Annotated in this window: 16 protein-coding genes; 14 read left to right on the top strand and 2 right to left on the bottom strand. The window is 39.0% G+C overall.

Going from position 1 to position 11,921, the window contains the following annotated elements; all coding sequences use genetic code 11:
- Positions 1-33: 33 nt before the first annotated feature.
- From splB to UN64_RS17665, 3 genes are all read left to right on the top strand, one after another.
- Positions 34-1,071, top strand: coding sequence for a spore photoproduct lyase (gene splB, locus UN64_RS17675; protein ID WP_077365306.1), 1,038 nt, complete (start codon positions 34-36; stop codon positions 1,069-1,071).
- A gap of 111 nt (positions 1,072-1,182) precedes the next feature.
- Positions 1,183-1,599: a transcriptional regulator MntR gene (mntR, locus tag UN64_RS17670; RefSeq protein WP_077365444.1), complete on the top strand. Its 417-nt coding sequence runs from the start codon at positions 1,183-1,185 to the stop codon at positions 1,597-1,599.
- A gap of 85 nt (positions 1,600-1,684) precedes the next feature.
- Positions 1,685-2,608, top strand: a complete 924-nt coding sequence (locus UN64_RS17665; protein WP_077365304.1) for a patatin-like phospholipase family protein — start codon at positions 1,685-1,687, stop codon at positions 2,606-2,608.
- A 3-nt stretch (positions 2,609-2,611) separates the two neighbouring features.
- On the opposite strand, the gene UN64_RS17660 is transcribed toward UN64_RS17665, so the two are convergent.
- On the bottom strand, positions 2,612-2,980 hold the full coding sequence (locus UN64_RS17660; protein WP_425590127.1) for an SA1362 family protein: 369 nt from the start codon (positions 2,978-2,980) through the stop codon (positions 2,612-2,614).
- 19 nt (positions 2,981-2,999) lie between these two features.
- Positions 3,000-3,947, bottom strand: a complete 948-nt coding sequence (locus UN64_RS17655; RefSeq protein ID WP_077365300.1) for a DUF1385 domain-containing protein — start codon at positions 3,945-3,947, stop codon at positions 3,000-3,002.
- A 193-nt stretch (positions 3,948-4,140) separates the two neighbouring features.
- Between UN64_RS17655 and UN64_RS17650 the strand changes: the two genes are divergently transcribed.
- The 11 genes from UN64_RS17650 to spoIIIAG all read left to right on the top strand — a co-directional run bounded on the left by UN64_RS17650 (position 4,141) and on the right by spoIIIAG (position 11,921).
- On the top strand, positions 4,141-4,656 hold the full coding sequence (locus UN64_RS17650) for a YqhR family membrane protein (protein WP_077365298.1): 516 nt from the start codon (positions 4,141-4,143) through the stop codon (positions 4,654-4,656).
- Between the two features lie 79 nt (positions 4,657-4,735).
- Positions 4,736-5,179 carry a type II 3-dehydroquinate dehydratase gene (aroQ, locus tag UN64_RS17645; protein ID WP_245802079.1) on the top strand — a complete coding sequence of 148 codons (444 nt, stop codon included), beginning with the start codon at positions 4,736-4,738 and terminating at the stop codon, positions 5,177-5,179.
- A gap of 11 nt (positions 5,180-5,190) precedes the next feature.
- Complete coding sequence (locus tag UN64_RS17640) at positions 5,191-6,264, top strand: M24 family metallopeptidase (RefSeq protein ID WP_077365296.1); 1,074 nt, start codon at positions 5,191-5,193, stop codon at positions 6,262-6,264.
- A gap of 18 nt (positions 6,265-6,282) precedes the next feature.
- The gene (gene efp, locus UN64_RS17635; RefSeq protein ID WP_066290836.1) at positions 6,283-6,840 is read left to right on the top strand and encodes an elongation factor P; all 558 of its coding nucleotides are present in this window, start codon (positions 6,283-6,285) and stop codon (positions 6,838-6,840) included.
- Between the two features lie 535 nt (positions 6,841-7,375).
- The gene (spoIIIAA, locus tag UN64_RS17630; protein WP_077365294.1) at positions 7,376-8,305 is read left to right on the top strand and encodes a stage III sporulation protein AA; all 930 of its coding nucleotides are present in this window, start codon (positions 7,376-7,378) and stop codon (positions 8,303-8,305) included.
- Positions 8,302-8,817 (top strand): stage III sporulation protein SpoIIIAB, encoded by a 516-nt coding sequence (gene spoIIIAB, locus UN64_RS17625; RefSeq protein WP_077365292.1) that lies wholly within the window; start codon positions 8,302-8,304, stop codon positions 8,815-8,817. The genes spoIIIAA and spoIIIAB overlap by 4 nt, the downstream gene beginning before the upstream one ends.
- A gap of 15 nt (positions 8,818-8,832) precedes the next feature.
- Complete coding sequence (gene spoIIIAC / locus UN64_RS17620) at positions 8,833-9,039, top strand: stage III sporulation protein AC (protein ID WP_066290831.1); 207 nt, start codon at positions 8,833-8,835, stop codon at positions 9,037-9,039.
- 13 nt (positions 9,040-9,052) lie between these two features.
- Complete coding sequence (gene spoIIIAD, locus UN64_RS17615; RefSeq protein WP_077365291.1) at positions 9,053-9,442, top strand: stage III sporulation protein AD; 390 nt, start codon at positions 9,053-9,055, stop codon at positions 9,440-9,442.
- 29 nt (positions 9,443-9,471) lie between these two features.
- Positions 9,472-10,644 carry a stage III sporulation protein AE gene (spoIIIAE, locus tag UN64_RS17610; RefSeq protein WP_171978962.1) on the top strand — a complete coding sequence of 391 codons (1,173 nt, stop codon included), beginning with the start codon at positions 9,472-9,474 and terminating at the stop codon, positions 10,642-10,644.
- 12 nt (positions 10,645-10,656) lie between these two features.
- Positions 10,657-11,280 (top strand): stage III sporulation protein AF, encoded by a 624-nt coding sequence (gene spoIIIAF / locus UN64_RS17605; protein ID WP_077365287.1) that lies wholly within the window; start codon positions 10,657-10,659, stop codon positions 11,278-11,280.
- Positions 11,277-11,921, top strand: coding sequence for a stage III sporulation protein AG (spoIIIAG, locus tag UN64_RS17600; protein WP_077365285.1), 645 nt, complete (start codon positions 11,277-11,279; stop codon positions 11,919-11,921). Before spoIIIAF ends, spoIIIAG begins: the two co-directional genes overlap by 4 nt.

Genomic DNA, 11,921 nt, shown 5'->3' with positions numbered 1-11,921 from the left:
CCTCATTATTTGTGAATTTTGGGGGTATATAAAATGGCCGGTGCTAATAAACCGTTTATGCCGCAGCTCATTTATTTTGAACCGTGTGCACTTGAATATCCATTAGGCAAAGAGCTTTTCGATAAGTTCAGTAAGCTCGAGGTTGAAATAAGAGAAACAACTTCACATAATCAAATACGCGACTTGCCTGGAGATAACGATTTTCAAAAGTATAGAACAGCAAAATCAACGCTTGTTGTCGGTATTCGAAAAACACTAAAATTTGATACGTCAAAACCGTCAGCAGAATACGCAATACCGCTTGCTACGGGATGCATGGGACATTGTCATTATTGTTATCTGCAAACCACCCTTGGCAGCAAGCCTTATTTAAGAACGTATGTAAATACAGACGAAATCTTTGCTCAGGCTGAAAAGTATATGCAGGAAAGAGCACCAGAGGTTACGCGGTTTGAGGCGTCATGCACATCAGATATCGTTGGAATTGATCATCTTACCCACTCTCTGAAAAAAGCGATTGAATTTTTTGGTCAAACGGACTTAGGAAGACTTCGTTTCACAACGAAATATCATCATGTTGATCATTTGCTAGACGCCAATCATCAAGGGCGGACCAGGTTTCGATTTAGTATTAATTCACATTATGTAATCAAAAACTTTGAATTAGGCACAAGCCCTTTAGAGGAGAGAATCAATGCTGCCATTAAAGTAGCTGAAGCCGGATACCCATTAGGTTTTATTGTGGCGCCGCTTTATCTTCATAAGGATTGGGAAGAGGGGTATAAAGAGCTTTTTGATATATTGGAGGCTAAGCTCCCAAAATATTTAACAAACGATTTAACTTTTGAACTGATTCAGCACCGTTTTACAAAGCCCGCCAAAAGGGTAATCGAAAAAAATTATCCGAAAAGCAAGCTCGAAATGAACGAGGAAGAACGTAAATACAAGTGGGGCAAATATGGAATAGGCAAGTATGTGTATCAAGACGATCAAGCTACGAAGCTCCGAGAGACGGTAGAAAACTATATTAATACCATGTTTCCGCAAGCCAAGATCGAGTATTTTACGTAATATTCAGGTAAAGGGTATTCCCTTGTCACTCAAACATTTCTATAGTATCCTTTTTATAGAGACCAATTGGTTTTATTATAGGGAGGGAACATTTTGCCGCCAACCCCAAGTATGGAAGATTATATTGAACGCATCTATGCCCTAATAGAAGAGAAAGGATATGCAAGAGTATCAGACCTTGCAGAAAACCTTGAGGTACATCCCTCTTCTGTAACCAAAATGATTCAGAAACTCGACAAAGGCAAGTATGTCGTCTATGAAAAATACAGAGGCTTTGTTTTAACGCCGAATGGAAAAAAACTAGGTAAGCGTTTAGTATACAGACATGAATTGTTAGAAGAATTTTTAAAAGTAATCGGGGTAAATGAGGAAAACATCTTTCAAGATGTAGAAGGAATTGAGCACCACTTAAGCTGGAACGCTATTGATCGAATAGGAGATCTCGTGCAATTCTTTGAAGAAGACAAAGATCGCCTGAATGAATTAAGAGAAGTACAAGCTAAAAACGAAGAACAAGGACAATCATAATTTTTATGGTTGTTTTTTTATTTTAAAAAAATAGGTTATAAAGGACATCTTCTTGTGATTAGGATAGTAGTGGAGGAGATGGTCAATGCGAATAGACGGCGTATTTTCAGGTGGAGGAATTAAAGCTCTTTCGTTGATCGGCGCAGTTGAGGCGGCAGAACACAGAGGACTTTGTTTTGAAAGGGTAGCGGGGACAAGTGCGGGTGCGTTGATGGCTGCTTTAGTAAAAGCCGGGTATAAAGCTGATGAAATGAAAAGCATAATTGATACACTTGATTTTAAAAAGTTTTTGGACACAAGTAAGGTTCCAATACCGTTTATGAACTGGCTGAAGCTCTATTGGAAGCTAGGTTTGTTTAAAGGAGATTATTTAGAAAACTGGGTGGCAACGCTTCTTGCAAACCGGGGAATCGTAACGTTTGCCGATATTCCTTATGGAAGTTTAAAGATTATCGCATCAGATATTACCCGGGGCAGGCTTATTGTTCTGCCGGATGATCTTGAAGAATACGGTTTGCTTCCAGAACGTTTCCCGATAGCAAGGGCTGTTCGGATGAGCTGCAGCCTTCCCTACTTTTTTTATCCGATAAAGCTGTTTAATCGGGTTGGACAAAAAAGTTATATCGTGGATGGCGGTGTATTAAGTAATTTTCCAATGTGGCTTTTTCAAAGGAAAGACAGGGTGCCGATACGTCCTGTGTTAGGATTTCAGCTCAGTTCCTATATCAATGATCATATTCCGACACACCAGGTGAAAAATGCAGTACAGCTTTTTAAAGCTTTGTTTGAAACGATGATGCAAGCTCATGATAATCGTTATATTGATACCCACGATGCTAGAGATATTATATTTATGCCTGTTAAGCATGTATCTGTTATCGACTTTCAGTTGTCTGCTGAAGCGAAAAATGAACTTTATCAGTTTGGATATGACAGGGCAGAGCATTTTCTGCAGAGCTGGATCGCAGGGAAAACATATCCGCACCCAGCATTTAAAAATCGAGCCTAATCCTTAAAAGGAGGCTCGATTTTTTTTCTTGTTCTTTTTTCCTTCAATAACAGTTAAATGATGTTCTCTTGCCCGTTTTTTCTGAGCGGTACTTTTAACTTTCTTGTTTGAAAATAACGGCGAAGCTTTTGAAGGTTTTTGGTTAGAACCATACCGTTTTTTTGATTGCTTTACTGCTTTTCTATATTTGCCGTTTACTCCAGATGAAGTTCTGCGAAATATAAAGTAAAAAACGGCGACCACTGCTGCTCCGATCAGAAGGGTTGTAAATAGTTGGCGAGGTGAAGTGATCAGTTGATATAGGATTCCGACAACAGCCAGTGAAATGACAAACCAAATGATAGGATGCAATCTTCTGCTATTCTGTTGCAACAGGTTCACCTCCTTAAAATTAAACAATTTGATTTTGTTGTTTCTCACTTTCATAGGATGCGTCACGTTTAAGCATTTCATTAAAAGATAGTATAGAAACTTCTATTTGTTTTTCATCAGGTTCTTTTGTTGTCAGTAATTGCAGCCAAAGTCCCGGATATCCTAAATATCGAAGAACTGGAACGTCTCTTAATTTATTTGTCAGCTGTAATACTTCAAAAGATACCCCTAAAACGACAGGAATAAGCGCAAGTCTTGATAAAATTCTTTGCCAAAGTACGTCAGAAGGCACAAAATAATAGATCACCATTCCAACAAGTACTGTAAATAGTATGAAACTGCTGCCGCAGCGGTAATGAAGCCGTGAATGTCGTTTAACATTTTCAACAGTCAATTCATCTCCAGCTTCAAAAGTATTGATTACTTTGTGCTCGGCTCCGTGATACATAAACACCCTCTTAATTGCAGGAGTCAATGAAACAAAATAAATATAGCTTAATAAGAAGATAAATTTGAACAAACCTTCTAAAAGATTTTGCCCTAGATGTCCTGGAACAATGAACCGAAATGCTTCTGCTAAGAACACCGGAACAAGAGTAAATACGAATTTTCCGAACAGAAATGATAGGACACCGATTATCGCCAGACTAAAGAAAAAAGTAAATTTCGAAGTTTTTTCCTCTTCTTCCTCTGCCTGTTCTTCACCAGGATTAACCCCGAATCGTTCAGCGGAAAAATTCAAATGCTGAGTGCCATTCATACTTGCTTCGATAATAGCGATAAATCCTCTTAAAAAAGGAATCTTTTTAAGCTTTGTTAAAACAGGAGCTGGCTTTTTTTTAAGTTCAAAATACTCAATTGAGTCATCGTTTCTTCTAATTGCCGTGACATATGTGTGTCTTCCGGCAAACATAACCCCTTCTAGTACAGCTTGACCGCCGTATACGGGTTTTTTCTCTTTTGTCATGTTGGACCCCCAGCCTAAAATTTTGTAGGTACTTTCTATTCTACAGTAAAGCTGGATATTCCTCCAGAAGGTATGATTTATTTGTATTTTTCCCATTTTATACACGTTTTACACGGATTATGATTGAATAAGCCTAATTGAGTTTGACGTGGTATTTTATGGACATACTATATTCTGTTGGAGGTGTTCGTTTATGGACGAAAAACAATTAGAGCAAAACAAACAAGAATCTCAGTCTTCTTTTATGAGCCGAGTTGTGGGAGTAGGTTTTTTTGGAGGACTGATTTGGTCTTCATTTGGCTTCATTGCATACTATTTAAATTTCTCTAAGGTGGGACCCGCTCTGGTATTGGCACCTTGGGCATTAGGAGTATGGAAATCTCGGTGGATCGGTCAGCTTATAAGCATTCTGATTATTGCATTGCTCTCTATTTTAGTGGCGATCGGGTACCGTTATGCATTTGCGAAAATTAAATCCATGTGGGGCGGAATTGTCTTTGGAGCTGCATTATGGGGTATTGTGTTCTATTTACTTCATCCCATTTTTCCGGGATTAGAGCCGATGAATACAATTGGTAAAAATACAATTACAACAACACTCTGTATTTATATATTATATGGTGTTTTTATAGGGTATTCTATTTCATTTGAATATAGAGAACGATACGGTGAAGCCCAGGAAAAGAATCAGCCTGCACAAAGTTCGTAACTATCCAAAAGATTAAGCGCTATGATAGAATGTTGTAAGAACATTCTATTTTTTTTGGTGTAAAGGCGAGGTGGCGTTTGTGGACTATAAAAAGTCTATTCTTGTTCTTAACGGTCCTAACTTAAATCGGTTAGGAAAACGGGAGCCAGGAATTTACGGTGCGAAAACATTAGACGATCTTCAGTTAGAACTGGAAAGAACAGCTTCTGAGCTTTCCTTCCATGTATCTTTTTATCAGAGTAATTCAGAAGGCGATATTATTGACTGCATCCATGAATCTTCCGGTAAACATGAAGGAATCGTTTTAAACGCAGGGGCTTATACTCATTATAGTTATGCGATTAGAGACGCAATTGCCAGTGTGGATGTCCCTGTAATTGAAGTTCATTTATCAAACGTACATGCCAGGGAAGAATTTCGCCGGGAATCTGTAATTGCTCCTGTTACGATCGGACAAATCTCAGGCTTTGGATTTGATAGCTATAAACTTGCACTTCAGGCTTTTAGCCACAATGTAAAATAGGGGGAATGAAAATGGATCGTGTAGAAAGAGCGAGACAATTATTTGAGAACTTTGATATTGATGCTTTACTAGTTACTTCTTCTTCAAACCGATTCTATTTAAGCGGTTTTAAAGGCAGTTCAGGAGTGCTTCTTATTACAAAAAACGACGCTGTTTTGGTAACGGACTTTAGATACAAGACACAAGCCGCAGAACAAGCAAAAGGGTACCGTGTAGTTATGCACACTGCTCCTATTCCTGAAGAGGTTGCTAAATTAGCAAAAGATTTATCTATTAAAAAACTAGGATTTGAACAAGATGATGTTACATTCTCTACATATCGTACATATGACAGCAAGTTAAAGGAAGCGGAAACAAAGCTCGTGCCTGTTACAGGATTAGTGGAAAAGTTGCGCTTGATAAAGGATGAATCAGAGATTAAGATAGTAAAGGATGCCGCGTCTATTGCAGATGCCGCTTTTTCACATATTATCGAGTTCATACGTCCTGGTCTGACTGAACGGGAAGTTTCAAATGAACTTGAATTTTTCATGAGGAAAAACGGAGCAATCTCTTCATCATTTGATATTATAGTGGCTTCGGGTTATCGTTCAGCTCTGCCGCATGGTGTAGCATCTGATAAAACGATCGAGACTGGTGAATTAGTAACTTTGGACTTTGGTGCATATTACAAAGGTTATTGTTCAGATATTACACGTACGGTGGCCATTGGGAATGTCTCAGATGAATTAAAAGAAATTTATCAAGTTGTATATGATGCACAAATGCTTGGAATGAAAGGTATTAAACCAGGAATGACTGGTAAAGAAGCAGACGCGTTAACAAGGGATTATATAGCTTCTAAAGGTTATGGAGATTATTTTGGACATTCGACAGGTCATGGAATCGGGTTAGATGTTCACGAAGGTCCTGCTTTGTCAGTTAAATCTGATACAGTACTAGAGCCGGGTATGCTTGTAACAGTCGAACCTGGAATCTATATTTCAGGTCTTGGCGGAGTACGAATTGAAGACGATGCCCTCATAACAAAAGATGGTAATGAATCACTAACCCACTCTACAAAGTCACTTATAACGATAAGTTAACAATCAGGAGGAAAAAACATGATTTCAGTAAACGATTTTAAAACAGGCTTAACAATTGAAGTTGACGGAGGAATCTGGCAAGTACTAGAATTCCAGCACGTAAAACCAGGAAAGGGTGCAGCCTTCGTACGTTCAAAATTGCGCAACTTGCGAACTGGCGGAATCCAGGAAAAAACGTTCCGTGGCGGAGAGAAAGTATCTAAAGCACACATTGAAAATCGCAAAATGCAATATCTTTACGCTTCAGGCGATACACACACATTTATGGACAATGAATCTTACGAACAGATTGAACTTCCTGCATCTCAGATTGAGTACGAACTAAAATACTTACTAGAGAACATGACTGTTCAAATCATGACTTATCAAGGTGAAACGATCGGAGTTGAGCTTCCGAACACAGTTGAATTAGTGGTTGCTGAAACAGAGCCTGGAATTAAAGGTGATACTGCTTCAGGTGGTACAAAGCCGGCTACACTTGAAACTGGTTTGATTGTCCAAGTTCCTTTCTTCGTTAATCAAGGCGACAAACTGGTGATCGATACTAGAAATGGAGCATATGTTTCACGCGCGTAAAATAATGAATAAAGATTTAAAGCCTTATTCCATTTCGGAATAAGGCTTTTTTTATTGCTTTTTTAGGCTGATTTCGCAAACTTTGTTGCTCTTGGGAGTGTTTGACTTCCGTTCTAGAATGCTCGCTTTCCGCGGGGCGGGCGGTGAGCCTCCTGCCGCTCTGCGCCATTAGGAGTCTCACCTGTCCCACTCGTCCCGAAGGAGTCTCCCACCTTGCACTCCAGTCAACTTGTCAATGAAGATATAAAATATCCAAAAACAAAAATCTTTTTGAAAAGAGCCTATTTCTAAAAGAGGAACAGGCAATTGAGTAGATGTCGAAGTTTGGCGAAAGACCTAATTTTATAAATTTAGACTTAATGTGACTGTAATTTGACCTAATTCTATCTCACTTAGACTTAATTATTTTAAATCAGACCTAATTAAATACTCTTCACATCTCCCCCGTACATAACTAAACCCTCTCTTTATTGGCATAAAGCTAAACGATAGACCATACGTTTATAGTACGAGCCTTTAAAAGGAGACCCCGGCTATGGAAAAAATATTCAGATTGTTTCCAGAAGAAATTCAGCAGTTGCTGCGTAATCTTCCTGCAGCCGTTATTCAATCTGTGGAAGAAATAAGAATTAGGATCGAACAGCCGTTAGAAATCGTATGTTCAAGCAATCCAATCTATCCATCAGATAAACCAGTGTCTGCAGAAGAAGCACAAATTTTACTAAATCGATTGAGTCAGCATTCTCTATACGCATTGGAAGAGGAACTAAAACGCGGATATATTACGATTTCTGGCGGTCATCGTGTTGGACTTGCTGGGAAAGTAATTACAGAAAAGGGTTTTGTAAAAGCAATTAAAGAGATAAGTTCTTTTAATATCAGGATTGCCAGAGAAAAAATAGGGATTGCCGAACCGCTTATTCCATATCTTTTTCAAAAAAAATGGCATAATACTTTGCTGATCGGACCTCCTCAAACAGGAAAAACGACACTTTTAAGAGATATCGCCAGACTTGTCAGCTGCGGGATAAAACAAAGAAACATTCCATCTTTTAAGGTAGGAATCGTGGACGAGCGTTCTGAAATAGCAGGATCTATTAAAGGAATTCCGCAGCATTCACTTGGTAAACGAGTAGATGTGCTCGATGCTTGTCCAAAAGCTGAAGGCATGATGATGCTCATACGTTCAATGAGTCCTCAAGTCTTAATAGTAGATGAAATAGGAAGAAAAGAAGATGGTGAAGCAATCCAAGAGGCTATGCATGCAGGTGTACAGATGATATTCACGGCGCATGGCAGCAGTTTGGAAGATGCTCTTAAAAGACCGGTGATGAAACCTTTATCTGGTCTTTCATTATTTCAAAGATATGTTATCTTAAGCCGCGAAAAAGGACCAGGTACGATTCAGCGTATTTATGACGGCTCATTTAATGAGATTTTCCGGTCGTCAGGAGGTGCGGCATGATGAGCTGGTTCGGTGCCGCTGCTATATTGTCAGCTACAACGATATTTGGTTTTGAATGGGCTAAGCGCGTTAGAGAAAGACCGAAGCGGCTGCGTGAGCTAAAGGTTACGCTGCAGGCACTGGAAGCTGAGATCATGTATGGGTCGACGCCGCTAAGTGAAGCATTTCAGCATATAGGAAAACCGTTAAAAGAGCCGTTAGCTTCTTTTTTTCTAACCATTTCTAACTTGTTAAACGATGGAGACCTTACTGTTCAAGAAGCCTGGGAGTGCCAGCTGGAAGTTTTGGCACAAGAAACATCGTTTAAAAGCGGAGAAATCGAAGTGCTTCGCCAGTTTGGATCTACGCTTGGCAGACACGATAAGGAACATCAGCAGAAACAAATTCAACTAACCCTTGCTCATCTGAATCGTGAAGAAAAAGAAGCGAGAGATATACAGGAGCGTTATGAAAAAATGTGCAAAAGTCTAGGCGTACTTTTGGGACTTTTAATCGTAATCCTTTTAATGTAACAGGAGGAACTTTACATGGGACTTGATGTTAACGCAGTGTTTCAAATCGCTGGTTTAGGAATAATTGTGGCTATGCTGCATACGGTCTTAAAAATGATTGGGAAAGAAGATTATGCACATTGGGTGACTTTATTGGGGTTTGTGGTGGCTTTATTCATGGTGATCACGCTGCTTGATGATCTTTTCCAGAAAGTAAAAGGAGTCTTTTTGTTCCAGAACTAAGGAGGGAGACCAATTGGAAATTATCCAAATCGTTGGTTTTGGACTGGTCGCAGCTTTCTTAGCCTTAGTCCTGAAAGAGCAGAAAGCGAATTTTGCATTTTTGATCACCCTAATGGTAGGTGCGGGAATTTTTTTATTCCTGATTGATAAGATCGGACAGGTTATTACGATGCTTCAAAGACTCGCAGTTAATGCCAATGTAAATATGATTTATGTTGAAACACTCTTAAAAATTATTGGAATTGCTTATATTGCAGAATTTGGAGCTCAGATTACGAGAGATGCTGGTCAAGGTGCAATTGCATCAAAGATAGAGCTTGGAGGAAAGATATTAATTTTAGTTATGGCAATCCCAATTTTAACGGTAATTATTGAAACCGTGCTGACGCTTATTCCCAAATAAGAAAGCGGGTCGTAAGGATGAGAAGAAGTATGACGCGGACAAGCTTTTTTGTACTCATATTTGTAATAATAATAACTTTCGGCAGCCATGCTTCTGTTTCCGCTGAATCAATCACGTCTGAGATAGTAGAGCATCAGATCTCATCTATGCAGCTTGATGAAATTAAAGATTTTTGGGACAGTGTCTCTAATAAATACGGGGGCTTCTTGCCAGAAAGCCAAAAAGGTACTTTTTTTGAATTTGTAAAAGGGGATAAAGAATTCTCTATAAAAGCGTATTTCATAGGTCTTATTAAATTTATGTTTCATGAAATGGCTGTTCATGGAAAACTTCTCGGCACCTTGATCTTACTGACGGTGTTTAGCATGCTATTGCAGTCCATTCAAAATGCATTCGATAAATCAGCAATATCTAAGGTTGCTTATGCGATTATCTATATGGTTCTGATCATATTGGCACTTAATAGTTTTCATGTCGCCATCTCATATGCTGTAGAAGCGATAGACACCATGCTCAGTTTTATGATTGCACTTATCCCTCTCCTTCTAGCTTTGATGGCAACTGTAGGCAGTATAGCTTCTGTCGCCTTTTTCCATCCAGTCATCTTATTTTTAGTTAACACGAGCGGACTGCTCATTAAAAATTTTGTACTTCCTCTGCTTTTTTTATCTGCTTTGTTAAGTATTGTCTCTACAATGTCTGAGCATCACAAAGTTACTCAGTTAGCAAAGCTGCTTAGAAATATCAGCATAGGCTCACTAGCATTCTTCTTTACCGTTTTTCTAGGAGTCATGAGTGTTCAGGGGGCAACAGCAGCAGTAGCTGATGGAATTACAATAAAGACTGCAAAATTTATTACGGGCAATTTTATTCCGGTAGTAGGAAGAATGTTTACTGACGCAACCGACACCGTCATGAGTGCTTCGATACTTCTCAAGAATTCTATAGGAATTATTGGTGCGGCGCTTTTATTGATGATTGCAATTTTCCCTGCTATTAAAGTTTTAATCTTAGCTTTCATTTACAGTATGGCATCTGCCTTGCTGCAGCCTCTTGGCGGAGGACCAATCGTAGAATGTTTAGGAATTATCGGCAAAAGTGTCATGTTTATCTTTGCAGCCCTAATGACGGTGTCTATCATGTTTTTCCTTGCGATAACCATCATAATTGCTGCTGGCAATGTCACACTGATGGTTCGGTAGGAGGCGTTAAAATTGGGATTCTTAACTGAATGGATCACAAATATTATTGTACTCGTTTTGCTCGCAGGGGTCATCGAGCTCTTATTGCCCGGCAACCAATTTCAGAGTTATATCAAAATGGTAATCGGCCTACTTATCTTGCTTGCAATGCTGTCTCCATTATTTAAACTATTAAATTCTGATATGGATCAAGTGTTTCAAGCTATGGATCTGCCAGCTGCTGCGAAAGAAAATGAAATAAAAAATTCGATAGAAAAAAATAAAAGTGAAATACAAGGCGCACAACGTGCATATATATTAGAGCAAATGGCTGTCCCAATGAAAGAGAAAGTTCAGGAGGAGTTGAATAAGACGTATGAATTAGAAATAGTCGATCTTCAAATCCACACGAATAGCGGTACGGAGTCTTTAAAGCCTGAAGATATTACAGGTGTAAAGGTAGTACTAGCTAACCATCATGAATCGGCTGGTGTCTCAGAAGTATCAGAAGTGGAAGTGAGTATTTCTGAAAAGAGTGGCCAAGCTGAAAAAGATGGAGTTCCTGAAGAGATAGTTGAGTTCTTGGCCAGCCAATGGCAGCTAGATGCACAGCAGCTTGAGGTGGAAATGAAAGGGGGAGAGGAGTCATCCCAATGAAACATTCATTTTGGGAACAGATAAAAAAATGGCTGCAGCTAAGTGATAAAGCAGGGAATAAACAAAAATACTTACTTGTACTGCTTCTGTTGGGAATAGCGCTTATGTTTATAAGTAAAATAATTGACTCCCCTGCTAAAAATGTTTCCATGCAAACACTTTCTCTCAACAAACAATCGAATGAATCAGAAACGGTCTTCAAAGATTCAAAAGAAGTCACCAACAAGAACATTCGATCTTATGAAGACAGATATGCAAATCAGCTGAAAGATCTGTTAGAGCAGATCCAAGGAGTGGAGAGTGCTTCGGTCTATGTAGAACTCGAAACAACGGAGAGAAAAGAAGTTGCAACCGACGAAAACATTCAAAGGCAAACAACATCAGAGACAGATAAAAGTGGAGGAAAACGGACGATTGAAGATCAAAAAACAGAAGAAAAGATCGTAATCGTTCAAAACGATGGAAAAGAAGAACCTATTGTAATAACAACTGAAAAACCAAAAATAAGAGGTATAGCGGTTGTAGCTCAAGGTGCAGAAAATCTGCAAACAAAAGCAATGATCATCGATGTGATAACAAAAGTATTTGATATCGGCAGCCACAATGTATCTGTGGTACCAAAAAAATACGAGGGGGATTAA

Source organism: Fictibacillus arsenicus (assembly GCF_001999465.1).
Lineage (GTDB): Bacteria > Bacillota > Bacilli > Bacillales > Fictibacillaceae > Fictibacillus > Fictibacillus arsenicus.
The sequence above is the reverse complement of the archived record's forward strand: the minus strand, read 5'-3'. Positions and strand labels throughout refer to the sequence as shown.